Genomic DNA, 25868 nt, shown 5'->3' with positions numbered 1-25868 from the left:
TTGCAAAGAGGGTGCAGGAGGCGTGCGCGTCAGCGCAGCACGCCGTTGAGGCCGGGGGCGGGGCTGAGCGTGTTGCGCGATTGCACCGCGAACTCGCGTTGTTTCTTGTCCTGCGGGGTGGCCCACACCGTACCCTTGAGCGAGTACGGCAGCGAGCGGCCGCCGGCAAGCACGTCGGCGACGGTGATGCGGCCCAGGGAGGTCGGCTGCAGGGTGACGGTCACCACGTCGGCGGTTTCCGGGCCGATCGACATCCCCACCGCCTGGTCGAGCTTGCCGGCCAGCTCTTCGCCGGCAGAGATCTCCAGCGCCACGCGCTCGAACTGCATCGGGATGCTGCTGTAGTTCTGCAGGCGCAAGTCCACCGACCAGGAGCCGTCGGCACGCACGGTGAGCTGCTGGATGCTGGCCGCCGGCTCGGACACGCGGCGGACCGCGCCACCGCAGGCGCTCAGCAGCAGGCCGCAGGCCAGCGACACGATCAGAAGGCGATAGGCACGCATGTAAGTGGTCCTTGGCGGGTGTAAGGCGGCGCCAAGAATACTACGCAGTACGGACGCTGCCTTGCCGTCGGCGCGGACGCTGCGCTGCCGGTCAGCCGATGCCCGGACTCACGGCAAGGGCGCTGCCACGATCAGTGGCGACAGGTCATAGCCCATCTGCGTGGCCTGCGCCTTGAGCTGATCGAGCTGCGCGCGCGGCATCTGTGGCGAGCGCGACAGGATCCACAGGTATTTACGATCCGGCTCGCCGACCACCGCCCACTGATAGTCCGGGTCGAGGGCGATCACCCAATAGTCTGCCCAGACCAGGGGCAACCAACTCAACCATTCCGGCGCAAAGCGCACCTGCAATTGCCCGGCGTGGCCGGCGACCGGTTTTGCCACCCCGTCGGCCTGAGCCAGGCTGCCATCGGCAGTGCGGCAGCCATTGCGCACGCCGATCAGGCCGTCGTCGCGCAAGGTGTAGCTGGCGGTGATGTCGCTGCGGCACTTCTTCTGGAACGATACCGGCAGATGCGCGATTTCGTGCCATTGCCCGGCATAGCGCGAGATATCCAGTTGCGTCACCGCACGCACCGGTTGCCGCGCAAACGCAGCAGCCGGCAGCAGGACGAGGAGCGACAACAGCAGGCGAGGCAGGCGCATGGCGATCTCCGGTCGATGCGCGCAGGCTAGGCCATCGCTCCCGCCGCGCAGCGTGAACCGGCGCAAGAAACGCAGGCCCTGACGCCATGCTGCAACAAAGTTCGTCACAACGCTTGCCCAAACTGCGCCTGCTCGCTATGATGCGCGTCCTCGCAACGCTGGCAGCAGTGTTGGGTTAGTGGCCGAGTAGCTCAGTTGGTAGAGCAGGGGATTGAAAATCCCCGTGTCGGCGGTTCGATTCCGTCCTCGGCCACCATTTCTTCAGTCTCGCAGCGCAAGTGGGTCGTTCCTTCGCGCTGTTGATGACGGTAACACCTCCCTGCGATTTGATTGATTGTGTACTGGTTGCCAGCACTGGCAGCTGGCTGCGCCGGTTGCTGGCTGTTTCGACGCCAGACGATGCGAATACCGGTAGGGGTTCCTTGTGTCTTTTGACGCGTCGTGCAGTGACAGGCGCGGTGGATGCGCAGGGCGGTTGGCGCCTGTTTCCACGTCATCTTCAACTCTGCATGGCGATACTTCGCGCATGACGCACAAGACACTTCGACGCACATTGATCCACGGGTATTGCGGCGAGTTCCGCGTGGAGACGATGGAAAGCCAGGCGCCCGGGCAGACGCGCTGGTTGTCGACCGCATTCGTCTATCACCGCGACCGCGCGGCACCGATCGCCACCATCGAAGGGGCGGGCGAGGGCGACTATCGTGGCGATGCGCGCGAACAGGCATTGCGGGTGGGGTCCTGTCTGGCGGATTTTCTCGACCCGAAGGAGTACCGCGCCTGCGAACTGGATGGGCAGTAGCGCATTTTCGGGCAGTACGTCGATGTACCCAGCCGTCGCTGCGGTCCGTCGCTTGGCGTTCCGCTAGAGCAGCACCACGCAATGCAGTTGCGTTTCCCGTTCTTTTTGCAGGATGCGGTGGCTGTCGTAGCCGACGCGCCAGGCGCGAGCATGAGTTGCGCGCGGCCATCAGCCTTGGCGGTGCGGTGTTGCCCAGGTAATGCCGGTCGCGCAGACACGGGCCTGGGTCGGATGCGCCGGGTTCCGCCAGCGCCATCGCACCGGCAGTAGTCACCGCCGCTCGAAATGTTGAAGCGCCGCGCGCAGGCGTTGTCCGTGCTGGCGACGGAATGCATTCTGGTTTACGTCACGCGGTGGTTGGTTGATTGGTCCGCGCGCTTTGCATGGCTGGGTTGCAACATGCCCGCTTGCCTGTACGCGATCGCAACCTCGCCAGGACGACCGCGCCAAGAGCGCAGGCTGCAAGGCCCTGGCGGCCGCTGGGCAGTTGTAGCCGCGCGATTGCCTTGCCATAGCCTGTGGAGTGGCTGCATCCGTCGAACGATGCAACGCTGCATGGTCGCGATCAGCGTGTATGTACGCACAATCCTGCGTTGGAGCGGCGGAGAATCACTTGGTCAATCCGGCGGCGACCAGACCGCGCAGCAAGAGGCCATGACCGCCATCGTTCAAGTCAGCCGCATCGATCGCAAGCGGCACATCAGGCACGACGCCGATGGACTGGGTGGCGAACGGGTGCGTTCGGCTCGGGCGAAAACCGTCTGCCGCCACGCGATCAACGAGCGTCGCTTCGTCCATCTCGCCAATGCGCAGGTCTTCCGTCGGATCGAAAATATAAAAATTTTCGCTGACAAGCGCGCGATATCCGGAATCGCCCAACGCAACACCCTGGCTTTCCGAATCCCGGCCGCCTCCGGCACCGATGGTGCGCTCGCCCATGATCGTGGCGCCGCTGGCCCAGAGGTAGGTGGCCAGCAATTCACCGGCCGATCGGGTACCTGCATCCACCAGCACGATGAGCGGCTTGTGCGAAGCGACGCTGCCGCAGCTGGCATCGTCCTGCAGCGCTTCCAGGCGCACGCTTCCCGGCATTCCCGACGCGCGCATCTCGTAAGTCTTCAACGGCTTGCGTCCGGTGAGCGCCCAGGAAAATCCGCGCACTTCGCGTGCGAACCCGCCCATGTTTCCGCGCAAGTCGATCAGCATGACATCCGAGCGTGCGGCAATGGCATCGTAGCGACCGATCAGCTCCCGGGTTACCGCACAAAACCCGGCCAGCATGGGGGCGTCCGGGTCGTTGGTCTGCGGCGCTGCGGTCTCACTGGCTTCCGCCGCCTGAGTGAACGTGGCGTTGTACTGCGGCGCAAACGCGCCCAGGCGAATGCTTCCCACCCTGGTGTTGCCGATTTGCGCAACCTCCGGCAGATCGGGTACGTCGACCGCCGATGCCAGCGTGCGCGCAAGCTCCTGCGTCATGGGCTGATAGTGCAGCGCAACCTGGCGCGGCGCCTGCGCGAACCTCTGCACGCGCAGTGCAACCGTCTTGCCGGCACCGGCCACCTGATGCGCCGCTGGGGTGCCGAGTGCGAGCGACAGGGCAGCTTCGGCTTGCCGCGCGCGCGCGTTGCCGCCGAACGTCAGGTCCGCCGCACTTTTCAGCCATGCCGCCGTGGGTATTCCGTTGATCTGCAGAACCTTGTCGCCTTGCGCGAGGCCGGTGATGCGCGCATCGAGGATGCGCCACACGATCATGTGACCATCGCTTGAGGTTCTGAACAGAACGCCCAAGGTCTCAGTCTTGCCGGCCTTGGCCCCGGCGAGCGCGACGTGCTGATCGGCGAGGCCGATAAGGCGCCGCGAAACATCGCTTGCTGTGGTTTCGGGCGGAAGTCTGGTGCCTGCCGCCCATGCGTCAGCGCTGCCAAGCGCGTCTTCCGGATGCGTGGCGCGGTAGCGCTCGACATAGCTCAACGAGGGATAGTGGGTACGCAGATACGCGCCGAGCTCTTCGGCCGACGCTGTGGCGCAAAGGCAGCATGTGGCCAGTACGAGACAGGCGAAGAATCGTTTCATGGAGTTCCAAAAAGTGCGGTGCAGGGCTGTTGCCCGGTCGGGCGATGCGAGCTTGGCGCGCCTGCAGCGCGGCTTTGCCTGCGTCGATGATAAGGCGCTGTTGCGTAGTGATGGGGTGCTATACGGCACGGTGACCTCTGGCGCACGATGTCGAAGGCTTCCACTGAGCGGGTCTTACAAGACGCGACTGAGCGCTGTCGTGCAGTGGTGGTCGCCGTCGGTCGTTGGGAGGGTGGGCGTTACTGTCCGCTCCTGAGCGGTGTCCAGGTGGGCATCGTCATCGAACGTGTGGTCGAACCGCAGGCATCGCGCGACTGCAAGCATGGCCGGCTATGCTTGCGCGCTCGACGCAGACCAGATGAGGGAACGGCCATGACAATGCGATGCTGGTGGTGGACGGCGGCAATGGCAATGGCGCTGCCAGCTGGCGCCGCCACGCTGCCTGCAGGTGCTGCCAAAGTATTGCCTGCCGGGCAGTCAGTGATGCGTGTTGCCAGCGCAGATCTCACTGGCGACGGCCGGCAGGATTATGTGGTCGCGTTGCGTGCATCCGCAGAACAGACGCTGCGTGCGGATGGCCGCGCGGCGCCGGCGCGGACCTTGCTGGTTCTGGTTGCGACCGCGGACGGTGGCGTTGTCGAAGCTGCACGCAATACGCGGGTGATCTTCAAGGCCGACGAGGGCGGCCAGTGCGATCCGTTTCTGGATGACGAACAAGGCCTGGTGGCCAAGGGCGCATACTTCACCGTGCAAAATGGAGTGGCCTGCGGCCAGCACTGGACCGACTACATCACCTTCCGCTACGACCGCACGCGCCGTGCATTCCTGTTCCACAAGCGCGTGATCGAGGCCTGGGAACTGAATACCGACGACACGCCCGACGCCGATGCGCTGCGCCTGAGCGAGCACAAGGAAATCAAGGCCGATCCGCGCAAGCCGGTGCTGTTGTCTGACTACACGCCTGCGCCCTGAGGCACGGTGCCCTCGGCCGCCTGCCGGTCACCAGTTGTCCATCTTGCGGCGGTAGACGAACAGGCGCGGGGCCTTGGCCACCTGTGCCGAGGCCTGGCGTTCGCCGGCGATCAGCGAGAACCCGATATCGGCCAGCATGCGCGAAAGCGCGTTGGCGTTGCCGCGGCCAGGGTCGCTCACCACGATCTCGCACGAGGGCCTGGCCAGCCCCGGGATCAGCTTGGCCAGCATGGTGGCGTGGCGGGTTTCGTAGAGCACGTCGCTGGCAATGATCATGTCGAACTGGCCCATGTTCGAGGCGCCCGCGTCCCAGTCGAGCCGGCGGTACGGCACCGAATCCAGCGCGTTCAGCGCGGCGTTGTACGCCAGAAACACCTCTGCCAGCGGGTGGTGATCGCTGGCCACCACGTCGGCGCCGCGTTTGCGCAAGACCAGGCTCGCCAAACCCAGGCCGCAGCCGAGCTCGAGAATGCGCCGGCCTTCCACCGGCCGCGTCGCCATCGCTTCGGCCAGCAACCGGCCTGCCGGCCACACCTGGCCGAACAGGCTCCACTGCGCCGAGGAAATGCCGGCGTCGGCGGCTGCGTCGTCGGGGTCGGCAAATTGCTGCTTGTCCGTCAACGCGCGGATGACGTAGGTCTGCTGCCCGAAGGTCAGCTCGTGGATCTGGGTCTGATAGCCCGGCATGGTGGCGTCGCCTGGTCGCCTGGCGCGCACGCCGGCGTGGGAGAAGGCGCGCGCGACGCATCCGACACGGCGGGACGACGGCGCAGGAGCTGCGAACTGCATGGGCATGCTACGGCAAAGCAGGGTGGGCGCACGCACGTGCCTGGCGGCACCGACGTGCTGCGTTAAGCAGCTGCGTTGCCCGCAATGCGCCGCTACGCGGGAGGGCTGCATTTGGTTGCATGGGCGCGCGCAGCCGTACTGGAAAGGCTCATTGATGTGAGGGATTAGCTCACCGGACCCAACTAAACTGTCATCACGGGAATGGCCCCGCGGAGAACATCACTTGAACGATACCCGTCACGGAGAGCTACGGGCGCCTCATATCAGCGAATCTCGCAGCCTGCCTGTGGAGAAGCATCGCTCGGATATCTTTTTTGCCGCGGTGGAAACCACGCGGATGCCGATGACGGTCACCGACCCGCACCTGCCCGATAACCCGATCGTGTTCGCCAACCGTGCGTTCCTGGAAATGACCGGGTATTCGGCCGATGAGATCATCGGCAACAACTGCCGTTTTCTGCAGGGCCCGGATACCGATCCGGCCAGCGTGCAGGACGTGCGCGAGTCCATCGAACAACGCCGCGAATTTGCCACCGAGGTGCTGAATTACCGCAAGGATGGTTCGTCGTTCTGGAACGCGCTGTTCGTCTCGCCGGTGTTCGACGAGCAAGGCAACCTGGTCTACTTCTTCGGTTCGCAGCTGGACGTAAGCCGTCGCCGCGATGCCGAGGACGCCCTGCGTCAGGCGCAGAAGATGGAAGCGCTGGGGCAGTTGACCGGCGGCATCGCGCACGATTTCAACAATCTGCTGCAGGTGATGTCCGGTCATCTGGAAGTGATCCAGATGATGGTCACCGGCGATGCCGCCAAAAACGCCGAGCGCATCGCCTTCAGCGCCGAACATGCCGCAACCGCTGCGGCAAAGGCGGCCACCCTGACGCAGCAATTGCTGGCGTTTTCGCGCAAGCAGAAATTGCGGGGCCGGGTGGTCAATCTCAATGGCCTGGTGTCGGGCATGAACAACATGGCCGAGCGCGCGCTCGGGGGCGGCATCAGCCTGCGGCAGTCGCTGGAAGAGGGGCTGTGGAACTGTCAGATCGACACCACCCAGGCCGAAGTGGCGCTGTTGAACGTGCTGATCAATGCACGCGATGCGATGGCGCAGTCCGAGCGCAAGGAAGTGACGGTGCAGACCCAGAATGTGGAAATCACCAGCCACGATCTGGCCATGCACCACCAGCTGGCGCCTGGCCGCTATGTGAGCATTGCCGTCAGCGACACCGGTTCGGGCATGCCGCCGGAGGTCGCCAGCCGCGTCATGGAGCCGTTCTTTACCACCAAGGACGAGGGGCAGGGCACGGGACTGGGGCTGTCGATGGTGTACGGCTTCGTCAAACAGTCCGGCGGCACCGTGCGCATCTACAGCGAAATGGGCGAAGGCACCACGGTGCGGCTGTATTTCCCGGCATCCAGCGAGTTCGAAAACGACCTGCAGGCCGTCAAGAGCCGTGCCATCGACAAAGGCGGCAACGAAACCATCCTGGTGGTGGAAGACAAACAGGACGTGGCGGTGGTGGCCAGGATGTTCCTGGAAAACGCCGGTTACCACATCCTCTCCGCAGCCAGTGGGCGCGAAGCGATCGAGTTGCTCGAGCAGCACCCGGACGTGGATGCGTTGTTCACCGATCTGATCATGCCCGGCGGCATGAACGGCGTAGTGCTCGCGCGCGAAGCGCGCCGCCTGCTGCCCAGGATCAAGGTGTTGCTCACCACCGGTTATGCCGATGCCAGCATCCAGCGCACCGACGTGGGCGGGGCGGAATTCGATGTGGTAAACAAGCCCTACACGCAGAAGGAATTGCTCAAGCGCATCCGCATGTTGCTGGATGGGCCGACCGGCGTGGGCTGAGGACGTCCTCGTACCCGGTGACGCTACCGCGCTGCGGCAGCGTCGCCGATGCGGTCGGGGTGGCCGATTGGCTGCTGCTGCAAGACCGCAGTGATCGCGCAGCGTGACCGTGGAAACCCCGCGAACATCGGTAAACCTGCGTTGGATGGTGTGCGAATGCACGCAAGGCTTGGCCGTGGTTTGCACTGCCGATGACCGGCGATGCAGTTGCAGCGGTTAGCGGTGCGATCTGCGAGGCGGATCAGGTTCGGCGCGCCGTCGATACAGCAGGTGCAGCCCGCATGCCGATCAACATCGCCGACACAAACACCAGACTGGACGGCTGCAGTGCAGCCGCGCCCAGCAGTGCCGGCGCCGGGCACAGCCCCACCAATCCCCAGCCGATGCCGAACAGCGCGCTGCCCCATAGCAGTCGGCCGTCGATCTGCCGGTGGCTGGGCAACTGCAGCGATGCACCACGCAGTGTTCGACCACGTCGCCGCGCCCACCAGAACGCAGGCGCCGCGACGCCGATGGCGCCGAGCATCACCAACGCAAGCGACGGGTCCCAGCGGCCGGCGACATCCAGAAAACCCAGGACTTTGTCCGGATCGGCCATGCCTGAGAGCAACAGGCCGGTCCCGAAGATCAGCCCGGCGATCGCGCTGCTGAGAACCCGATTCACCAGACGCCCCGCAACGTGGCGAGCAGGGCATGGGTGGCGATCGCCGCGCCCATGAACACGGCGGTGGCGATCAGCGAGCGCCGTGCGCCACGCGCGATGCCGCACACCCCATGCCCGCTGGTACAGCCACCGCCCATGCGCGCACCGAATCCAACCAGCAAGCCTGCGCCGATCAACCACCACCATGTCGCTTGCGACTGCATGGAAGGCAGCGGCCGCACGACGGCCCACAGCGGCACGGCACCGAGCAACCCGAGCACGAACGCGCCCCGCCAATTGCGTTCATCGCGACCCTGGCGCTGCAGCAAGCCGCCGACGATGCCACTGACGCCGGCAATGCGTCCTTCAAACACCAGTAGCCACGCGGCGGCAAGGCCGATCAGGCCGCCCCCGGCCACTGCGCTCAAGGGGGTGAAATTGCTCCAGTCGACGACCATGTCAATCTGGCTCCGCTGTGCCGCAGACGCTGGCATACAGGGCCTGCATCACCGCAAGCACGTCGGCGCTGGCGAGTTGGTAATAGATGTATTTGCCCGCGCGACGAGTACTGACCAGACCTTCGTCGCGCAGCACGCCCAGTTGCTGCGACAGCGTGGGCTGCACAATGGCCGTGGCTGCCTGCAGTTCGCCGACATTGCGCTCGCCCTGGGCCAGCTGGCAGAGCAACAGCAGGCGATCCTCGTTGGCCATGGCCCTGAGCAAGCCACAGGCGCGCCCGGCCGACGCGCGCAGGCGCTGCATGCTGGCAGGATCGGCGCGAAAACGTGGCAGTGCAGGCGTGGCATGGGTCGGCATGCCATTCAATCTACTTAAAAATATAATGTGTGGCAATAGAATGTGAGAGGCGGAGGATGTGGCCGGCCGCGTACCGGAATCTCGACCCCCGCGCTGCCACACCAGCGCAGGTCGGCAATGCACGCAGGCGCTCAACCGCTCGGTACGCGCGCAGCGCAGCGGGCGAATGAGCTGTGCCGCAACTCGGGCTTGGGGACCTGACGCGGCTTACAAGGCGTGGCGAGCAGTCGTCAGGTGAGTGTGGGCGGTGCGTAGAACGCCGGGTGCGTGCCGCACCGCGCGCAGGTCGCGCCGTCTGGCGGTGAGTGCAGTCCTGTTGTCAGCAGCGCTTGGGCGCTGGAAGCCGCGCGCTGCATGACACAGTTGTCAAGGCGGGTGCTTCAGCGTGCGTGTGGCGCAGGCGTGGCAAGGCGCACTTCGCCGTGTCGCCAGTCGGTCATATCGCCCGCAGCCTCGAGCCGACCGTCGCGAACAAGGCCGGCAATGCGCTGCGCAACCTGGTCGGCCGCGTCCGCGACGTCGGCCAGATTCAACCGCTCGTCGGTGAGGGCTTTCGCAATGACCATCGCGACCTTTTGCCACTGCGCGTCGATCGCCCCGGTGATAAACGCATCGATTGCGCGCGGCTCAATGCCGGATGGGCCAGTGCTCGTCATCGTGAATCACCACTTCCTATTCCCGGGGCATGGCCACAAAATGCGTGATCCCGCGTTGCGGCGATCGACTCGCTGCCTCGCTGCCGACCCCCACCCGCAACATCCCAGTCCGCGCGCCAACTATTCTTCGCCAAGCGGCGCCACATAGCCCTCGGGCTTATCGGCATTGCGCTCGAACAGGAACTTCTGCAGTTCGGCTTCGAGAAAGGCGCGATGCTTGGGGTCGCGCGGCGATAGCCGGTTTTCGTTGATCAGCATGGTCTGGTGCGCAAGCCATGCCTGCCAAGCGCTCTTGCCGATCTGCGCGAAGATGCGCTGGCCGAGTTCGCCGGGATAGGGCACAAAATCCAGGCCTTCGGTATCGCATTGCTGGTACTGGCAGAACACGGTGCGGGACATGCGAATTCCTTTGAGGCGTGCTTAAAGCGTGTCGAGCAATTTGCGGATCGGCGCCGGCAAGCCCAGCGAGCCGAGATCGGCGCGGGCGACCCACCGCAGATCGTCATTGTCGCGCACCGCCGCGCGCAGTGCGACCTTGCGCAGGCGCAACGGCTGCAGATGCAGGCGGTAATGGCTGAAGGTGTGCACGAGCGGCGCCATCTCGTCGGCGCGCTCGTAGTCGCCATCGAGATGCGTGGCGAACCAGGCGCGCATGCCGCTGTCGGTGTCGGCCTGCGGCAGCGTCCACAGCGAGGCCCAGATGCCGGTGGGTGGGCGGCGCTGCAGCAGGATCTGGCCTTGCGCGTTTTCCAGCAGTAGGGCGGTCGCTTCGCGCTCGGGCAGGACCTTGCCCGGTTTGGGCGTGGGCAGCGCCTCCACCAGGCCCTCGCGGCGGGCAACGCAGGCATCCTGCAACGGGCACAGCACGCAGGCCGGTTTGGCGCGTGTGCACAGCGTGGCGCCGAAATCCATCTGCGCCTGCGTGTAGTCGGCCAGGCGGCCGTCGGGCACATGCGCGACATGCGTTGCCGCCAGCTGCCACAGCTGCTTTTCGACGGCCGGCAGGCCGGGGTAGCCGGCAATGCCGTGGAAGCGCGTCATGACGCGTTTGACGTTGCCATCCATGATGGGAAAACGGTCGTTCCACGCCTGGCTCAGGATCGCACCGGCGGTGCTGCGGCCGATGCCGGGCAGCGCGAGCAGTGCATCGAGGTCGCGTGGCAGCTCGCCATCGTGCAAGGCGACGCATTGCTTGGCGGCCGAATGCAGATTGCGTGCGCGTGCGTAGTAACCCAGCCCTGCCCAGTGAGCCATCACCGTGTCGTTGTCGGCTGCCGCCAGGTCGGCAAGTGTCGGGAAGCGTGCGACAAACTTCTGGAAGTAGGGAATGACCACTGCAACCTGGGTCTGCTGCAGCATGATTTCCGACAGCCAGACCCGATACGGCGCCCGTGGATGTTGCCAGGGCAGATCGTGACGCCCGTGGCCGTCGAACCAGTGCAGCAACGGGGCGACGAAAGCGTCGACGGATGAAGTGGCAAGATCTGCGGGCATGAGGTCTGCTGGCGGTGAAGGAGGGCGGTGCGGGGCACACGCGCGGTCGTGCGGTGGCGAGCTCAGTGCAGTGGAAACGCCATACCCACCCGGCACCGCCGGCAGAACAAGCCTGCATCACCAGCCCAAAGCGTGGCCCGAGGTGCATGGGAGTCAGACACCGCCACATCGCTGCACTGCGTTGCACGTAGCGAGGCGGGCATGTCGTGCGCAAACTCCAGCACGCGTTTGGCGCGCGACCAGCCGTGCGACACCTGCTGCGCCGTGCAGCCGGCCTGCCACGCGCTTGCGTACAGGGGCTGCAGATGCGGGCAGGCGTCAGCCACTCAGCTGCCCAAGGCGTCCGGCAGCAAGGCGTCGACGAAGGCGACCGGGTCGAACACGCGCAGATCTTCCGGGCGTTCGCCGATGCCGGCAAACCGGATCGGAATGTTGAACTCGCGCGCCAGTGCGAAGACCACGCCGCCCTTGGCGGTACCATCGAGCTTGGTCACCACCAGGCCGGTGACGCCGACGGCGGCATGGAACTGGCGCAGCTGCGAAATGGCGTTCTGGCCGGTGGTGCCGTCGATGACCATCAGCACTTCGTGCGGTGCGGCGGGGTCGATCTTGCCGAGCACGCGGCGGATCTTGCCCAGCTCGTTCATCAGCCCGGTCTGGGTATGCAGGCGGCCGGCGGTGTCGGCGATCAGCACATCCGTACCGCGCGCCTTGGCCGCCTGCAGCGCATCGAAGGCCACCGAGGCGGCATCGGCGTTCTGCCCCTGCGCGATCACCGCCACGCCATTGCGATCGCCCCAGGCCTGCAGCTGCGCCACCGCGGCGGCGCGGAAGGTGTCGCCGGCGGCCAGCATCAGGCTATTGCCCTCATCCTTGAAGCGCTTGGCCAGCTTGCCGATGGTGGTGGTCTTGCCGACGCCGTTGACGCCGACGGTGAGCACCACGAACGGCTTGACCGAGCGGTCGATCACCAGCGGTTGTGACACCGGCTGCAGCAACGCGATGAGATCGGTGCGCAGCGCCTTGAACATGGCCTGCGCGTCGACGAATTCGCGCGACTTCATGCGCTTGCGCAGGCCTTCGATCAAGGCGGTGGTGGCGCCGATGCCGACGTCGGCGGTGATCAGCGCGGTTTCGATCTCGTCGAGCAGATCGTCGTCGAGCTTGGGGTTGCGCGAAAACAGGCCGCCGAAGCTGCGTGCGAAGGTGCTGTTGCGCAGCCGCTCGCGCCAGCCCGGTTTGCCGGCGGGTGCGGCAGGTAGTGCGTCGTGCTGGCCGACGATGCTGTCGGTGTCCTGCGTCGCAGGCGTCGGGCTGCCGACGATGACCGGTGCGGTCACGGTCGGTGTCGCGCTTGCCGTAGGGACTGCGGCGGGCGGCGTGGGCGCGGTCGGCGTTGCGGCAGGCGGCACCACCACCGGCGGGGCGGCGACCGGCGCGGCAGTCACCGGTGCCGGCGCCGACGGCGTGGTCGCCTGCGATGGCGTTGCAGGGTGCGTGGGGGGAGCGACAGGCGTCGTCGGTGCGCCCTGAGGCTGCACAACGACGGGCGCCACCACCACCGGGGTCGGTGCGGTGGGCGCGGCAGCCGGGGCCGGGTCCGGCAATGCCTGCAACGCAGACGGCGCGGCAGGTGTGGGTGCGGCCGGCGCGCTCGGCACGGCGGCGATGCTCTGCGCCTGGCCGGTACGGGCTGCAATGTCGCGTGCAAGCGTATCGGCTGGTGCCGCCGGTGCGGCGGTTTCTGCTGCCGGGGCAGGCGTCATGGGCGGCGCTGCGGCAGGCACTGTGCCGGACTGCGCAGGCGGCGTGGACTCGACCGGCGCTGCGGGCGTGGCGGCCGAGGGTGCGGTGGGGAATGCGGCTGCCAGTTCTTCCAGGCTATAGCGCGAGGTGCGCGAGCTGTCGGGCGCGGTGGGCTTGTTGCGGCGGAAAAAACTGGCCATTGGCAACGCAGTAGGGGAAACCCGGAATTCTACCATCCGGGTCCCGGATCACCTTGACGCGTCCTTCAGCGATGCACTGCTCCAGGGCGACAGCAACGCGCTGCGAGGGCGCTCCCAATCCTGCCGAATTCGGCATTTGTGCCAGCTATGTGTCAGCGTCCGATTGCAGCGTGCAACCAGCTCTTCACAGCTGACCCTTGAGCGCACGGTAATCGCGCGGGGTCATGCCGACGGTGGCCTTGAACTGGCGGGCGAACGCGCTCTGGTCGGCGAACCCGCAGCGTTGGCCGATGCTGGCGATGCTGTCGTCGCCGTACAGCAGGCGCATCGCCGACTCGATGCGCAGCTTGGTCAGCAGTTGCTGCGGGGTGACCTGGAACACGCGACGGAAGTGCCGCTCCAGCTGCGCGACCGAGAGCCCGGCAAGATCGGCCAGCGCCTGCACGCGCAGGTTGTCGCCGAAGTTGGACTGCATGTGTTCCATGACCTGGCTCAGCCGCTCATACGCCGAATGCCGGCTATCGGGCTGACCCAGATCGCGCGAAATACCCACCACGCCAATCACCTCGTTGGCCTCGCACAGCGGGCGTTTGAAGGTCAGACACCAGCCCGGCAAGCGGTTGGGATACAGATGCACCTCCAACTGGTTGTCGATGAGCTCGCCCTGCAGTACGCGGCGGTCCTGCATCATGTAGCTGCCGCCCAGCGGCAACGGAAACACTTCCAGCGGCGAGCGGCCGATGATCTCGCTGCGCAGCTTGCGCCCGAGCCGCCGTACCAGGGTGAGGTTGCAATGGGTGTAGCGGCCCTCGCTGTCCTTGATGAAGAACACCACGTCCGGCAGTGCATCGAACAGCGTCTGCATTTCCAGTGCGGGAAGGTTGAGGTCCATCAGGGTCATGGTAGCGATCACGATTTGACGGCTGCACGGTGGTGCAACCCAGGCTTGATCCTAGCGTAAACGCGCGGCCGTGAAGCGGGTTGGCGATTGTGCAGATTTCCGCATTTTCACTTCGCATTGAACGCTAGTCGTCCGCGGGCCGGCAATGGGAGCATGAGCCATGCACACCATCGACGTCATCGACTCCCATACGGCCGGCGAACCCACCCGCGTGGTCCTGGCCGGCTTCCCCGATCTGGGCGATGGCGACCTGGCGCAGTGCCGCGAACGCTTCCGCCAGGACTTCGACCACTGGCGCAGCGCGGTCGCCTGCGAGCCGCGCGGCTCGGACACCATGGTCGGCGCCTTGCTGTTGCCGGCGCGCGACCCTGCCGCCTGCACCGGGGTGATCTTCTTCAACAACGTCGGCTACCTGGGTATGTGCGGCCACGGCACCATCGGGGTGGTGCGCACGCTGGCCGAACTGGGGCGCATCGCGCCGGGCCAGCACCGTATCGAAACCCCGGTGGGCACCGTCGGGGTGGAACTGGCCGAAGATGGCACGGTGTCGGTGGACAATGTCGAGAGTTACCGCGCGGCCGCCGGTGTGGAAGTGGACGTGCCCGGCCACGGCCGGGTGCGCGGCGATGTGGCCTGGGGCGGCAACTGGTTCTTCATCACCGAGCAGGCGCCGTGTGCGCTCGACCTGGCGCATCAGCGCGAGCTCACCGCCTATACCGAAGCGATCCGGCTGGCGCTGGAAGCGGCCGGGATCACGGGTGAGGCGGGTGGCGAAATCGACCATATCGAAGTCAATGGCGCCGCCCCGGACGGCAGCGGCGTGGCGCGCAACTTCGTGCTATGCCCCGGGCTGGCGTACGACCGTTCGCCCTGCGGCACCGGCACCAGCGCCAAGCTGGCCTGCCTGGCCGCAGACGGCAAGCTGGGCGAAGGCGAGCGCTGGGTGCAGCAAGGCATTCTGGGCAGCGCGTTCGAGGGTAGCTATCGCCTGAGCGGCCGCGGCATCGCGCCACGCATCAGCGGGCAGGCGTACATCACCGCGCGCTCGCAGCTGATCGTCGATCCGGCCGATCCGTTCGCCTGGGGCATCGTGGCCTGATGCGGGCGTCGCCGCCCGCGCCGGATGCGTTGGCTGCGCCGTCGAACGGTTCGGCGGCGGCTGCACCGCATCGCGCTGCCGGTGCGGATTGCAAGCCATCTGCCGCCTCCACGCGACGCAGCTACGACCTGATCGTGATCGGCGCCGGCATCGTCGGCGCTGCCTGTGCCGAAGCCGCGGCAGGCGAGGGCCTGCGTGTGGCGATCGTCGAGCCGGGACCGATCGGCGGCGGTTCGACCGCCGCGGCGATGGGGCATCTGGTGGCGATGGATGACGACCCGGCCGAGCTGGCGTTATCGGCGTATTCGCTGCGCTTGTGGGAGCGCTTCGCGCAGTTGAGCGAGGCCGAATTCAGTCGCTGCGGCACGCTGTGGGTGGCGCGCGATGCGCGCGAACTGGCGGCGGTGCCGGCCAAGATCGCGCGGCTGGCGGCGGCCGACCTGCACGCAGAAGCCATCGATGCCCAGCAGTTGTATGCCCTGGAGCCGCAGCTGGTGGCCGGGCTGGCCGGCGGCATGCGGGTGCCCAACGAGGCGGTGGTGTATCCGCCGCGGGTGGCGCGCCACCTGGTGGGCCTGGCCTGCAAGGCCGGTGCGCAACTGTTTGCCGGCCGTCGGGTGACCCAACTGCAAACCCGGGGCGTGTGCCTGGACGATGGCCAGCTGCTGTCCGGGCCGGTGCTGGTCGCCAGCGGTGTCGCGTTGCCGGGGTTGCTGCCCGAGCTGGCGTTGCGCCCGCGCAAGGGCCATCTGGTCATCACCGACCGGCATCCCGGTTTGATCCGGCATCAATTGCTGGAGCTTGGCTATGCCGATTCGGCGCATGGGGCCGACGCCACCAGCGTGGCCTTCAATGTGCAGCCGCGGCCGACCGGGCAGATCCTGATCGGCTCCTCGCGCCAGTTCGGCGAACACGATCGCGCGCTGTCGATGCCGGTGCTGCAGCGGATGCTGCAGCGGGCATTTGCGTATCTGCCGGTGTTGCGCGAGCTGCAGGCGATCCGGGTGTGGACGGGTCTGCGTCCGGCCACCCCGGACGGGCGCCCGTATCTCGGGGCGGTGCCCGGCCGGGCCGATGTATGGGTGGCAGCGGGGCATGAAGGGCTGGGGGTCACCACGGCGCTGGGGAGCGCACGGGTGATCGTGGATAGCCTGCTCGGGCGCACGCCGGCCATCGACCCGGCGCCGTATGCCCCGGCGCGCGCCGTGCAGGGGGCCGTGGCATGAGTGCCATGGTCCGCCTGTACGTGGATGCGCAGCCGGTGGACGTGCCCGCCGGCGCCAGCGTGGCAGCCGCGGTGGCGCAGGCGACGCTGCAGTTTCGCCAGTCCAGCAGCGGTCAGCCGCGGGCACCGTTATGCGGCATGGGCGTGTGCTTTGAATGCCGCGTCCGCATCGACGGCGTTGCGCAGCAACGCGCATGCCTGGTGGATGTGCACGAGGGCATGCAGGTGCGTACCGATGGCTGAGCGCGTGCTGCATTTCGATGTGCTGGTGATCGGCGCTGGACCAGCCGGTCTGGCGGCGGCGCAGGCCGCCGCCGGCCATGGCGCGCGCGTGGGCGTGGTGGACATGCAGCCGCGCGCGGGCGGGCAGGTGTGGCGCAGCGACGTGCACCACGGTGCGCCGGCCGATGCGCGTGCGCTGTTACGGCAGGTGCAGGGCAATGCCGCGATCAGCCTGCTGACCCGCACGCAGATCCTGCTTGCCCAGCCAGGCTGGCTCTTGGCCGATGGCCCGGATGGCGCGCTGCAACTGCATTACGCCGCGCTGGTGCTGGCCACCGGCGCACGCGAATTGCTGTTGCCGTTTCCGGGCTGGACCTTGCCCGGCGTTACCGGCGCAGGCGCGGCGCAGGCGCTGGCCAAACAAGGCTGGCCATTGCGCGGCAAGCGGGTGCTGGTGGCCGGCAGCGGGCCGTTGCTGCTGGCCAGTGCGGCCACCTTGCAGCGACATGGCGCGCAGGTGCTCGGCATCCACGAGCAGACCGGCGCTGCAGCGTTGCGCGCCTTCGCCGCGCAGTTGTGGCGCTGGCCAGGCAAGGCTGCGCAGGCGGTGGCGCTGCGGCTGCAATTGCATCGCGTTGCCTATCGCGCCGGCAGCGTGGTGGTGGCCGCCTATGGCGATACGCAGCTGCGCGAGGTCGAGATCGACGGCCCTGCCGGGCGTACCCGCGTGGCCTGCGATCAGCTCGCCGTGGGGTACGGGCTGGTGCCGAATGTCGAACTGGCGCAGTTGCTGGGTTGCCAGCTGGAGCCGTGCGGTGCGCATCAGCAGGTGCAGGTCGATGCGTTGCTGCGCACCAGTGTCGTGCAGATCTTCGCAGCCGGCGAAGCCTGCGGCATCGGCGGGCGCGATTGCGCGCTGGTCGAAGGTGCGATGGCCGGGCACATGGCCGCCGGCGCACCCGATCATGCACTGCGGCTGCAGCCGCGTCGGCGCGCCGTTCGCGCGTTTGCGCAGCTGCTGCAACAGCAGTTCGCGCTGCATCCACGCATCCGCGCGCTGGCGCAACCGGACACGCTGGTCTGCCGCTGCGAAGACGTGCCGCTGGGCGCGCTGGACGCGTTCGACGATGCTCGCGATGCCAAGCTGGCCTCGCGCTGCGGCATGGGCGCCTGTCAGGGCCGCATCTGCGGCAGCGCACTGGCCGAACTCGGCCGTTGCCCGCCCGATCTTTCCACCGACGCCGGCCGCCGGCCGCCGTTGTTCCCGGTCCGCCTCGCGGCGCTGGCCGACTCGTTCACTTCCGACTCGCAAGGGAATCATCCATGAGCATCGCTACGTTCTGGCACGGCGTGTTGCCGGCCATCACCACCCCGTTCACCGCCTCCGGTGAGATCGATCACGACTTCCTCGGCAAGCACGCCAACCAGCTGGTGGATGCCGGCTGCACCGCGATCGTGCCGTTGGGCTCGTTGGGCGAAGCGGCCACCCTGAGCGTGGACGACAAGCTGGCGATCCTGCGCACCCTGGTCGCTGCCTTGAACGGCCGCGTGCCGGTGGTGCCGGGCATCGCCAGCCTGGCGACCGGCGAAGCGGTGGCGCTGGCCAAGGCCGCCAAGGAGATCGGATGCGGCGGCTTGATGGTGCTGCCGCCCTACGTCTACTCCACCGACTGGCGCGAGATGGGCGCGCACGTGCGCGCGGTGATCGGCGCGACCGATCTGCCGGTGATCCTGTACAACAACCCGGTCGCCTACAAGACCGATTTCGGCCCGGCGCAGATCGCCGAGCTGGCGGCCGAATTCCCCAACCTGCAGGCGGTAAAGGAATCTTCAGGCGATGTGCGCCGTTTCGCGGCGTTGCAGGAATTGCTGGGCGATCGGCTGGCGCTGCTGGTCGGCATGGACGATGCCATCGTCGAAGGCCTGAGCATGGGCGCCAAGGGCTGGATCGCCGGCCTGGTCAACGCCTATCCCGCTGAATCGGTACGGCTGTTCGAGCTGGCACGCGATGGCGGTTACCCGGCCGCCAAGGAGTTGTACAACTGGTTCCTGCCGCTGCTGCGCCTGGATACCGTGCCCACCTTCGTGCAGCTGATCAAACTGGTGCAGGCAAAGGTCGGCCTGGGGAGCGAGCATGTGCGCGCACCGCGGCTGGTGGTGGCCGGCGCCGAGCGCGAGGCTGCGCTCAAGGTGATCGACCATGCGATCGCCACCGCGCCTACGTTGTCCTGATCACGCAGGCACCATGACGCTGCGCGACACGCCGATCTGTCAGCGTGTCGCGCAACCACGTCGCCGTGTGCGCAGCGACGTGCGCTGATCGATGCGGATGTCGCGTTTGCTGCGGCATCCGCATCGGCCCCTTGGTCGGCCGCTGTCGCATGCTGCGCGCAGGCCGATTCCATGCAATGAAGGTGCCGCAATGAACGAGACGATCCAACCCATTCTGCTGGCCGGCCAATGGCAGCCCAGCCACGCTGCGACGGGCAGTTTCCGCGCCGCCAACCCGGCGACGGGCGAGCCGATCGGGCCGCTGTTTCCGGTCAGCAGTGCCGAGGACATCGAAACCGCGCTCACCGCCGCGCAAGCGGTCGCCGCCGAGCTGGCTGCCGCACCGGTCGAGCGCATTGCCGCGTTTCTGGACGCGTACGCCGATGCGCTGGATGCCGATGCCGACACCCTGGTCGCACTCGCGCATGCAGAAACCGCATTGCCAGCGCCCACGCGCCTGCGCGGCAACGAGCTGCCGCGCACCAGCGGTCAGTTGCGCCAGGCCGCAAACGCGGTGCGCAGCTACAGCTGGACCACCCCCATCATCGACAGCAGCGCCGATCTGCGCTCGCATCTGGCGCCGCTGGGCAAACCGGTGCTGGTGTTTGGCCCCAACAATTTCCCGTTCGCGTTCAATGCGATCGCCGGCAGCGATTTCGCCTCGGCCATTGCCGCGCGCAACCCGGTGATCGCCAAGGCGCACCCGCTGCATCCGGCCACCAGCCAGCGCATGGCGCAGCTTGCGCACACAGCCTTGCTTGCGGCGGGCCTGCCGGCAGCGGCAGTGCAGTTGCTGTATCACTTCGACAACGCGGTCGGCGTTCGGCTAGCCGGCGATGCGCGCCTGGGCGCGATCGGGTTTACCGGTAGCCGCGCGGGCGGCCTGGCGTTGAAGGCTGCTGCCGATGCGGCTGGCGTGCCGTTCTATGCCGAGCTCTCGAGTGTCAACCCGGTGTTCCTGTTGCCGGGCGCACTGGCCGAGCGCGGCGAAGCCCTGGCGCAGGAATTTTTTGCCTCATGCACCTTGGGCAGCGGCCAGTTCTGCACCAATCCCGGCGTGGTGGTGGTGCCGCACGGCGCGGCGGGCGATGCATTCGTCGCGGCCACCAAGGCGCATTTCGAAGCGGCCCTGCCGATGGTGCTGTTCTCGGCCGCAGGGGTGGATGGCGTGCAACGTGGCATGGCGAGCTTGCGCGCCGCCGGCGCGGCGGTGCTGGCGGGGGGGCACACCGGCGAGGACGGCTACCGCTATGCGCCAACCTTGCTGAGCGTGGAGGCACCGGTGTTTCTGGCCAACCCGCACGCGCTGCAGACCGAGGCATTCGGCCCGGTGAGCCTGCTGGTGCGTGCGCAGGATGGCGCGCAGATGGCGCAGCTGGCCGCCGCATTCGAAGGCAACCTGACCGGCACGCTGTATCGCGCCGTCGACGGCAGCGACGATGCGGCATGGCAGGCCATCGCCCCCGCGCTGCGTGCGCGGGTGGGGCGGTTGATCAACAGCAAGATGCCGACCGGCGTGGCGGTGAGCGCGGCGCAAAACCACGGTGGCCCGTTCCCGAGCACCGGGCATCCGGGATTCACCGCAGTGGGCATGCCGGGCGCGATCCGCCGCTTTGCCGCCTTGCACAGCTACGACGCCGTGCCCGATGCCTTGCTGCCGCCGGAACTGCGCCAGCGCAATCCGGGCGGCGTCGCGCGGCTGGTCGATGGGCAGTGGAGCACGGCCGATCTTGGAGCGGGCACATGAGCGCGCAGATCGGTGGCCTGTCGCTGGAACAGGCGCATGCGCAACTGGTGCCGTGGGCGCAGCGCGCCGCGCCGATCGCCGCGGCCGAGTACGCGCAGCGCATCGAACGCGCACGTGCGCTGATGCGCGCGCACGGCGTGGATGCGTTGTTGATCGGCGCCGGCACCTCATTACGGTATTTCACCGGCGTGCCATGGGGCGCCAGCGAGCGGCTGGTCGCCGCGTTGCTGACCCTGCAGGGCGACCCGGTGCTGCTCTGCCCGGCATTCGAGGAAGGCTCGCTGGATGCGGTGCTGCAGGTTCCGGTGGCCAAATACCTGTGGGAAGAACACGAAGACCCCTACGCGCTGGTGGTGCAGGCGATGGACGATCGCCATGCGCACGCACTGGCGCTGGACCCGGGCATCGCCTTCGCCGTGCATACCGGTTTGCGTGCGCATCTGGGCACGGCCATCCGCGATGCCGGCGCCATCATCGACGGCTGCCGCATGTGCAAGTCGCCGGCCGAACTGGCGCTGATGCAGCAGGCCTGCGACATGACCTTGCTGGTGCAGCGGCTGGCCGCCGGCATCGCGCATGAGGGGATCGGTACCGATCAGCTGGTGCACTTCATCGATCAGGCGCATCGCGCGCTGGGCGCGGACAACGGCTCGACCTTCTGCATCGTGCAGTTCGGCCATGCCACCGCATTTCCGCACGGCATTCCCGGCGTGCAGCAGCTGCGCGAAGGCGAGCTGGTGCTGATCGACACCGGTTGCACCGTGCAGGGCTACCACTCCGATATCACCCGCACCTGGAGCTACGGCACGCCCAGCGATGCGCAACGGCGTATCTGGGACCTGGAGCAGGCCGCGCAGGCGGCGGCGTTTGCGGCGATCCGCCCAGGCCTGGCCTGCGAGGCAGTGGACCAGGCCGCACGCACGGTGCTGGAGGCGGCCGGGCTCGGCCCCGACTATCGCTTGCCGGGGTTGCCGCATCGCACCGGCCATGGCTGCGGCCTGGCGATCCATGAAGCGCCGTACCTGGTGCGCGGCAATGCGCAGCCGCTGCGGCCGGGCATGTGCGCCAGCAACGAACCGATGATCGTGGTGCCCGGCGAGTTCGGCGTGCGCCTGGAAGACCACTTTCATGTCACCGATGCCGGCGCGCAGTGGTTTACGCCACCGTCGCCGGCGATCGATCAACCGTTTGCGTGAACCTGTATGGGCCCACGCACGCGTAGGAGCGCGCTTGCGCGCGATCCCACCAATCAGTAGGAGCGCGCTTGCGCGCGATTGGCGTTACCGATAAAGCCTCATCGCGCGCCAGCGCGCTCCTACGGCCGCCATTGCATCTTGGAGCAACTGCATGAACCACCTGCGTCCTGTCGCCATCGGCCTGCTGGCCGCCGCCTTGTTCACTGCCTGCAAGCCGGCGCCGCCGGCAACGGAAACGGCGGTTGCGGCCACCTCCGCGCCGACCGGCGAACAGGCCGCCACAGCCTTCGATGCGCTGCTGGACACACAGTGGCAATACCAGCTGCAGCACAACCCCGAGTTCGCCAGCATCATCGGCGACAAGCGCTATAACGACCGCTGGAGCGATTACTCGCTGGAGGCCGTACAGGCGGACCGCAGCGCCACCGCCGAGCTGCTCAAGCAATTCGAAGCGATCGACAGCAAGACGCTGGACGCGCAACGCCAGCTCAGCCTGCAGATGATGCTCGGCCAGTTGCGCGACAAGCTCGAAGGCATCGACCTGAAAACCTACGCGATGCCGCTGGAGCCGATCGGTGGCGTCCAGCTGGGGCTGGCCGGCTACGGCGACGCGTTTCCGTTCGAAAACCCCAAGGATTACCAGGACTACATCAAGCGCCTGCAGACGATTCCGACGGTGATCGATCAGGTGATCGCGGTGTCGCGGCAGGGTGCGAAGGAGGGACTGGTGCAGCCGCGGTACCTGCTGGAGCGCCTGCCAGAGCAGATCGACAAAATCGCCGCGCTGACCGGCGAGCAGAGCCCGTTCGCTTCGCCGCTGAAAAAGCTCGATGCCGCCGTGCCGGCCGACCAGCGCGCTGCGCTGCGCACGCAGCTGCTTGCGGCGATCGAGCAACAGGTGCGTCCGGCCTACGCCAGGCTGGCGGCGTTCGTGCGCGACGAATACGCCGCTCAAGGCCGCAGTTCCGAAGGCATCTGGTCGCTGCCCGACGGCGAACGCCGTTATCGCTACGCCATCCATACCCAGACCACCACCGACATGGCGCCGGAGCAGATCCATCAGATCGGCCTGCAGGAAGTGGCGCGTATCGAAGGCGAGATGGCGGTGATTGCCAAGGCGCAGGGCTTTGCAGACCTGGCCAGCTTCCGCAAGGCGGTGGACACCGACAAGCGCCACTTCGCCAGCTCCGGCGAACAGATCCTGCAGCAGTACCGCCAGTACATCGCCGCGATGGAGCCGGAGTTGCCCAAGCTGTTCGGCCATCTGCCCAAGACCGCGCTGGAGGTACAGGCGATGCCGGCGTTCCGGCGGGCTGCGCCCGGCGCCGAATACTGGCAAAGCAATCCGGAAGGCACCAAGCCGGCGATCGTGAAGGTCAATACCAGCGACTACGCCAGCCGCACGCTGGTCAATATCGAAACCACCGCCTATCACGAGGGCGTGCCCGGCCATCACCTGCAGATCTCGCTTGCGCAGACGCTGCCGTTGCCGCCGTTCCGCCAGCAGGCCGGCTACAACGCCTATATCGAAGGCTGGGCGCTGTACGCCGAACGCCTGGGCAAGGAGATAGGTTTCTTCAAGGACCCGTACAACGACTACGGCCGGCTGTCCGGCGAGTTGCTGCGCGCCAATCGGCTGGTGCTCGACACCGGTGTGCATTACAAGCGCTGGAATCGCCAGCAGATGGTGGATTTCTTCCACGCCCATCCATCCGACGATGAGCCCAGCATCCAGTCCGAAACCGATCGCTACATCGTCTGGCCGGGGCAGGCGCTGGGTTACAAACTGGGGCAGCTGCAGATCCTGGCACTGCGTGCGGAGGCGGAAAAAGAACTCGGCGATCGCTTCGACGTGCGCGCCTTCCACGATGCGGTGCTTGGCGGCGGCGCGATGCCGCTGGCGATGCTGCAGCAGCGCGTGCGCCAGTGGATCGCACAGGCCAAGGCGGCGCCGGAGGCACGCGAATGAAGACCAGCAGCGTCTGGCGCGCGAGCGCATTGAGTGTGTTGATCGCTGCCAGCCTGGGCGGCACCGCAGTGCAGGCGCAGGCCGCAGCGCCCGCAGCCACCGCGCAAGACAGTGCAGCGGCACGCTTCAAGGCGCTGTACACGCGCGAATGGCGCTGGCGCCAGGCGCAGCTCTCCGGCGCGGTGGACGAAGACAATCAGGCCACGCAGGAGCAGCAGGCCGATCATCTGCCCAAGGTGGACGTGGCCACGCAAAACCTGCGCACCGCGTACTGGCAAAAGGCCTTGGCCGAGCTGGATGCGATTCCGGCAGCGCAGTTGCCGGCCGAAGATCAGGTGAGCTACCAGGTGTACCGCCAGCAACTGCAGGTGCTGCTGGATCAGCAACGCTTTCGCGCCTGGGAAATGCCGTTCAACAGCGACTCGGCGTTCTGGAGCGACCTGGGCTTCAGTGCCGAAGCCAAGCTGCGCACGCGCGAGGACTACCAGCGTTATCTGACGATGCTGGCCGATATCCCGCGTTACTTCGCCGAGCACACCGACAATATGCGTGCCGGACTTGCGCGGGGATTCAGCCAACCCAAGGTCACGCTGACCGGGCGCGATGCGTCCATCGCCGATGTGGCGCAGGCCAAGGGCGAGGCCAATCCGTTCTACGCGCCGTTCAAACAGATGCCGGCGACGCTGCCTGCCGATGTGCAGGCGCAATTGCGGCAGCAGGCAGTGCAGACCATCGACGCGCAGGTGGTGCCGGCCTATGCGCGATTGCTGGACTTCATCCGCTCCGAGTACCAGCCGCGCGCACGTCCCACGCTTGCCGGTGAGGCCTTGCCCGATGGCCAGGCCTACTACCGCGCGCAGATCCGCGAATTCACCACGCTGGACCTGAGCCCCGAGCAGATCCACCAGATCGGCCTGGAAGAAGTCGCCAAGCTGCGCAAGCAGATGGATGCCACCATCGCCGAGAGCGGCTTCAAGCCGCCGGCGGGGCAGGCGGTGTTTCCGGCGTTTCTGCACTTTCTGCGGACCGACCCGCAGTTTTATGCCAAGACGCCGGAAGAGCTGCTCAAGCAGGCCGCGTGGATCGCCAAGCGGGTGGATGCCAAGGTGGGCGATTACATCGGCCGCCTGCCGCGCCGGCGTTTCGCGATCAAGCCGGTGCCACCGGAACTGGCGCCGTTCTACACCGGGGGCCGTGGCGGTCCGGGCATCTACCTGGTCAACACCTACAACCTGCCATCGCGGCCGTTCTACAACCTCACTGCGTTGACCTTGCACGAATCCTCGCCCGGCCACGCGCTGCAGATGCCGCTGGCCGCAGAAACGCGGGGGCTGCCGGAGTTTCGCCGCTACGCCTACATCTCCGCCTACGGCGAAGGCTGGGCGCTGTATTCGGAGTACCTGGGGCAGGAAATGGGCATGTACGACACGCCCTACGACCGCTTCGGCTATCTCACCTACCAGATGTGGCGCGCCTGCCGGCTGGTGATCGACACCGGCATCCACCACAAGGGCTGGACGCGCGAACAGGCGCAAGCCTATCTGCGCGACAACACCGCGCTGAGCGAGCACGAAGTCACCACCGAGGTGGACCGCTATATCGCCTGGCCCGGGCAGGCACTGTCGTATTACCTGGGCGAGTTGAAGATCCTGGAGCTGCGCCGCAAGGCCGAAGCGGCGTTGGGCGAAAAATTCGACCTGCGCCATTTCCACGATGCGGTGCTGCAGACCGGCTCGGTGCCTCTGCCAGTGCTGGAAGCGCGTATTGATCGCTTCATCGCCGATGGCGGCGTGTCGCCGTATCCGGAGGACGCTGCGGCAGACACGGCCGATGCAGGGGCAGGGGCAGGGGCCGCTGCCGATGATTGAGTTTTCTCCACGACTGTCTTCACCCAGGTGCCAGGCGCGTGTGGCTGTTGCCGGCATGCGCCCGCCTGCGCAAGACCACCGTGCAGTGCTGAGCACAGTGCAAACCCATTGACCGCCACACGGCACGCACGACCACGCCATCTTCGGCAGCACGCGCACTTTCCATTCGTTCGGGGCCAGCT

General features: G+C 67.0%; 24 protein-coding genes, 1 tRNA gene and 1 other RNA gene. 13 read left to right on the top strand and 13 right to left on the bottom strand.

Annotated elements, in window-relative coordinates; translation table 11 throughout:
• Nucleotides 1-29: 29 nt before the first annotated feature.
• Nucleotides 30-503, bottom strand: a complete 474-nt coding sequence (locus FHY19_RS01065) for an LEA type 2 family protein (RefSeq protein WP_259150874.1) — start codon at nt 501-503, stop codon at nt 30-32.
• Between the two features lie 108 nt (nt 504-611).
• Nucleotides 612-1148, bottom strand: coding sequence for a lipocalin family protein (locus FHY19_RS01060; RefSeq protein ID WP_259150872.1), 537 nt, complete (start codon nt 1146-1148; stop codon nt 612-614).
• Nucleotides 1149-1328: 180 nt separating this feature from the next.
• On the opposite strand from FHY19_RS01060, the gene FHY19_RS01055 reads away from it, so the two are divergent.
• A tRNA-Phe gene (locus FHY19_RS01055) sits at nt 1329-1404 on the top strand.
• Nucleotides 1405-1674: 270 nt separating this feature from the next.
• Nucleotides 1675-1950 (top strand): hypothetical protein, encoded by a 276-nt coding sequence (locus FHY19_RS01050; protein WP_259150871.1) that lies wholly within the window; start codon nt 1675-1677, stop codon nt 1948-1950.
• 609 nt (nt 1951-2559) lie between these two features.
• Here the strand turns inward: FHY19_RS01050 and FHY19_RS01045 are convergent.
• Nucleotides 2560-4023: a S41 family peptidase gene (locus tag FHY19_RS01045; RefSeq protein ID WP_259160922.1), complete on the bottom strand. Its 1464-nt coding sequence runs from the start codon at nt 4021-4023 to the stop codon at nt 2560-2562.
• Between the two features lie 372 nt (nt 4024-4395).
• Between FHY19_RS01045 and FHY19_RS01040 the strand changes: the two genes are divergently transcribed.
• Nucleotides 4396-4995, top strand: coding sequence for a hypothetical protein (locus tag FHY19_RS01040; protein ID WP_259163774.1), 600 nt, complete (start codon nt 4396-4398; stop codon nt 4993-4995).
• 27 nt (nt 4996-5022) lie between these two features.
• Here FHY19_RS01040 and FHY19_RS01035 read toward each other — a convergent pair whose 3' ends face one another.
• Nucleotides 5023-5682, bottom strand: coding sequence for a methyltransferase domain-containing protein (locus FHY19_RS01035; protein ID WP_259160921.1), 660 nt, complete (start codon nt 5680-5682; stop codon nt 5023-5025).
• A gap of 325 nt (nt 5683-6007) precedes the next feature.
• Here FHY19_RS01035 and FHY19_RS01030 point away from each other — a divergent pair, with 325 nt between their 5' ends.
• The gene (locus tag FHY19_RS01030; protein WP_259150861.1) at nt 6008-7633 is read left to right on the top strand and encodes a hybrid sensor histidine kinase/response regulator; all 1626 of its coding nucleotides are present in this window, start codon (nt 6008-6010) and stop codon (nt 7631-7633) included.
• A gap of 241 nt (nt 7634-7874) precedes the next feature.
• On the opposite strand, the gene FHY19_RS01025 is transcribed toward FHY19_RS01030, so the two are convergent.
• The 9 genes from FHY19_RS01025 to FHY19_RS00985 all read right to left on the bottom strand — a co-directional run bounded on the left by FHY19_RS01025 (nt 7875) and on the right by FHY19_RS00985 (nt 14089).
• Nucleotides 7875-8297: a DUF6691 family protein gene (locus tag FHY19_RS01025; RefSeq protein WP_259160919.1), complete on the bottom strand. Its 423-nt coding sequence runs from the start codon at nt 8295-8297 to the stop codon at nt 7875-7877.
• A complete protein-coding gene (locus tag FHY19_RS01020; protein WP_259160917.1) occupies nt 8294-8734 on the bottom strand; it encodes a YeeE/YedE thiosulfate transporter family protein in 441 nt (146 codons plus the stop codon). Before FHY19_RS01020 ends, FHY19_RS01025 begins: the two co-directional genes overlap by 4 nt.
• Nucleotide 8735: 1 nt before the next feature.
• Nucleotides 8736-9092, bottom strand: coding sequence for a metalloregulator ArsR/SmtB family transcription factor (locus tag FHY19_RS01015; RefSeq protein ID WP_259160913.1), 357 nt, complete (start codon nt 9090-9092; stop codon nt 8736-8738).
• A 204-nt stretch (nt 9093-9296) separates the two neighbouring features.
• A non-coding RNA gene (locus FHY19_RS01010) (sX9 sRNA) lies at nt 9297-9370 on the bottom strand.
• Between the two features lie 102 nt (nt 9371-9472).
• Nucleotides 9473-9748: a DUF3658 domain-containing protein gene (locus tag FHY19_RS01005; protein ID WP_259160912.1), complete on the bottom strand. Its 276-nt coding sequence runs from the start codon at nt 9746-9748 to the stop codon at nt 9473-9475.
• Between the two features lie 120 nt (nt 9749-9868).
• A complete protein-coding gene (locus tag FHY19_RS01000) occupies nt 9869-10147 on the bottom strand; it encodes an oxidative damage protection protein (RefSeq protein WP_259160910.1) in 279 nt (92 codons plus the stop codon).
• A gap of 21 nt (nt 10148-10168) precedes the next feature.
• Nucleotides 10169-11242, bottom strand: coding sequence for an A/G-specific adenine glycosylase (gene mutY / locus FHY19_RS00995; protein ID WP_259160907.1), 1074 nt, complete (start codon nt 11240-11242; stop codon nt 10169-10171).
• A 326-nt stretch (nt 11243-11568) separates the two neighbouring features.
• Complete coding sequence (gene ftsY, locus FHY19_RS00990) at nt 11569-13188, bottom strand: signal recognition particle-docking protein FtsY (RefSeq protein WP_259160904.1); 1620 nt, start codon at nt 13186-13188, stop codon at nt 11569-11571.
• A gap of 184 nt (nt 13189-13372) precedes the next feature.
• Nucleotides 13373-14089, bottom strand: coding sequence for an AraC family transcriptional regulator (locus FHY19_RS00985; RefSeq protein ID WP_259150850.1), 717 nt, complete (start codon nt 14087-14089; stop codon nt 13373-13375).
• A 160-nt stretch (nt 14090-14249) separates the two neighbouring features.
• On the opposite strand from FHY19_RS00985, the gene FHY19_RS00980 reads away from it, so the two are divergent.
• The 9 genes from FHY19_RS00980 to FHY19_RS00940 all read left to right on the top strand — a co-directional run bounded on the left by FHY19_RS00980 (nt 14250) and on the right by FHY19_RS00940 (nt 25686).
• Nucleotides 14250-15188 (top strand): proline racemase family protein, encoded by a 939-nt coding sequence (locus FHY19_RS00980; protein ID WP_259160902.1) that lies wholly within the window; start codon nt 14250-14252, stop codon nt 15186-15188.
• Nucleotides 15188-16414, top strand: coding sequence for an FAD-dependent oxidoreductase (locus FHY19_RS00975; RefSeq protein WP_259160900.1), 1227 nt, complete (start codon nt 15188-15190; stop codon nt 16412-16414). Before FHY19_RS00980 ends, FHY19_RS00975 begins: the two co-directional genes overlap by 1 nt.
• Nucleotides 16411-16656 carry a (2Fe-2S)-binding protein gene (locus tag FHY19_RS00970; RefSeq protein WP_259150842.1) on the top strand — a complete coding sequence of 82 codons (246 nt, stop codon included), beginning with the start codon at nt 16411-16413 and terminating at the stop codon, nt 16654-16656. The genes FHY19_RS00975 and FHY19_RS00970 overlap by 4 nt, the downstream gene beginning before the upstream one ends.
• Nucleotides 16649-17962, top strand: coding sequence for an FAD/NAD(P)-binding oxidoreductase (locus FHY19_RS00965; protein ID WP_259160897.1), 1314 nt, complete (start codon nt 16649-16651; stop codon nt 17960-17962). The genes FHY19_RS00970 and FHY19_RS00965 overlap by 8 nt, the downstream gene beginning before the upstream one ends.
• Complete coding sequence (locus FHY19_RS00960; RefSeq protein WP_259150839.1) at nt 17959-18867, top strand: dihydrodipicolinate synthase family protein; 909 nt, start codon at nt 17959-17961, stop codon at nt 18865-18867. The genes FHY19_RS00965 and FHY19_RS00960 overlap by 4 nt, the downstream gene beginning before the upstream one ends.
• 190 nt (nt 18868-19057) lie before the next feature.
• Nucleotides 19058-20653 (top strand): aldehyde dehydrogenase family protein, encoded by a 1596-nt coding sequence (locus FHY19_RS00955; RefSeq protein WP_259160895.1) that lies wholly within the window; start codon nt 19058-19060, stop codon nt 20651-20653.
• Nucleotides 20650-21849, top strand: coding sequence for a Xaa-Pro peptidase family protein (locus FHY19_RS00950; RefSeq protein ID WP_259160893.1), 1200 nt, complete (start codon nt 20650-20652; stop codon nt 21847-21849). Before FHY19_RS00955 ends, FHY19_RS00950 begins: the two co-directional genes overlap by 4 nt.
• 151 nt (nt 21850-22000) lie before the next feature.
• Nucleotides 22001-23818, top strand: coding sequence for a DUF885 family protein (locus FHY19_RS00945; protein ID WP_259160891.1), 1818 nt, complete (start codon nt 22001-22003; stop codon nt 23816-23818).
• Complete coding sequence (locus FHY19_RS00940; protein WP_259160888.1) at nt 23815-25686, top strand: DUF885 family protein; 1872 nt, start codon at nt 23815-23817, stop codon at nt 25684-25686. Before FHY19_RS00945 ends, FHY19_RS00940 begins: the two co-directional genes overlap by 4 nt.
• Nucleotides 25687-25868 lie beyond the last annotated feature (182 nt).

Source organism: Xanthomonas sp. 4461 (genome assembly GCF_024806475.1).
In the GTDB taxonomy this organism is placed as follows: Bacteria; Pseudomonadota; Gammaproteobacteria; order Xanthomonadales; family Xanthomonadaceae; genus Xanthomonas; species Xanthomonas arboricola_F.
Note: the sequence above shows the minus strand (reverse complement) of the source record. Positions and strands in the feature narration are given on the sequence as shown.

Bases quoted from the DNA above. Each gene is read 5' to 3' on its own strand.
- FHY19_RS01065 (WP_259150874.1), bottom strand. From the start codon at position 503: ATGCGTGCCTATCGCCTTCTGATCGTGTCGCTGGCCTGCGGCCTGCTG.
- FHY19_RS01060 (WP_259150872.1), bottom strand. From the start codon at position 1,148: ATGCGCCTGCCTCGCCTGCTGTTGTCGCTCCTCGTCCTGCTGCCGGCT.
- FHY19_RS01050 (WP_259150871.1), top strand. From the start codon at position 1,675: ATGACGCACAAGACACTTCGACGCACATTGATCCACGGGTATTGCGGC.
- FHY19_RS01045 (WP_259160922.1), bottom strand. From the start codon at position 4,023: ATGAAACGATTCTTCGCCTGTCTCGTACTGGCCACATGCTGCCTTTGC.
- FHY19_RS01040 (WP_259163774.1), top strand. From the start codon at position 4,396: ATGACAATGCGATGCTGGTGGTGGACGGCGGCAATGGCAATGGCGCTG.
- FHY19_RS01035 (WP_259160921.1), bottom strand. From the start codon at position 5,682: ATGCCGGGCTATCAGACCCAGATCCACGAGCTGACCTTCGGGCAGCAG.
- FHY19_RS01020 (WP_259160917.1), bottom strand. From the start codon at position 8,734: ATGGTCGTCGACTGGAGCAATTTCACCCCCTTGAGCGCAGTGGCCGGG.
- FHY19_RS01015 (WP_259160913.1), bottom strand. From the start codon at position 9,092: ATGCCGACCCATGCCACGCCTGCACTGCCACGTTTTCGCGCCGATCCT.
- FHY19_RS01005 (WP_259160912.1), bottom strand. From the start codon at position 9,748: ATGACGAGCACTGGCCCATCCGGCATTGAGCCGCGCGCAATCGATGCG.
- FHY19_RS01000 (WP_259160910.1), bottom strand. From the start codon at position 10,147: ATGTCCCGCACCGTGTTCTGCCAGTACCAGCAATGCGATACCGAAGGC.
- mutY (WP_259160907.1), bottom strand. From the start codon at position 11,242: ATGCCCGCAGATCTTGCCACTTCATCCGTCGACGCTTTCGTCGCCCCG.
- ftsY (WP_259160904.1), bottom strand. From the start codon at position 13,188: ATGGCCAGTTTTTTCCGCCGCAACAAGCCCACCGCGCCCGACAGCTCG.
- FHY19_RS00985 (WP_259150850.1), bottom strand. From the start codon at position 14,089: ATGACCCTGATGGACCTCAACCTTCCCGCACTGGAAATGCAGACGCTG.
- FHY19_RS00980 (WP_259160902.1), top strand. From the start codon at position 14,250: ATGCACACCATCGACGTCATCGACTCCCATACGGCCGGCGAACCCACC.
- FHY19_RS00975 (WP_259160900.1), top strand. From the start codon at position 15,188: ATGCGGGCGTCGCCGCCCGCGCCGGATGCGTTGGCTGCGCCGTCGAAC.
- FHY19_RS00970 (WP_259150842.1), top strand. From the start codon at position 16,411: ATGAGTGCCATGGTCCGCCTGTACGTGGATGCGCAGCCGGTGGACGTG.
- FHY19_RS00965 (WP_259160897.1), top strand. From the start codon at position 16,649: ATGGCTGAGCGCGTGCTGCATTTCGATGTGCTGGTGATCGGCGCTGGA.
- FHY19_RS00960 (WP_259150839.1), top strand. From the start codon at position 17,959: ATGAGCATCGCTACGTTCTGGCACGGCGTGTTGCCGGCCATCACCACC.
- FHY19_RS00955 (WP_259160895.1), top strand. From the start codon at position 19,058: ATGAACGAGACGATCCAACCCATTCTGCTGGCCGGCCAATGGCAGCCC.
- FHY19_RS00950 (WP_259160893.1), top strand. From the start codon at position 20,650: ATGAGCGCGCAGATCGGTGGCCTGTCGCTGGAACAGGCGCATGCGCAA.
- FHY19_RS00945 (WP_259160891.1), top strand. From the start codon at position 22,001: ATGAACCACCTGCGTCCTGTCGCCATCGGCCTGCTGGCCGCCGCCTTG.
- FHY19_RS00940 (WP_259160888.1), top strand. From the start codon at position 23,815: ATGAAGACCAGCAGCGTCTGGCGCGCGAGCGCATTGAGTGTGTTGATC.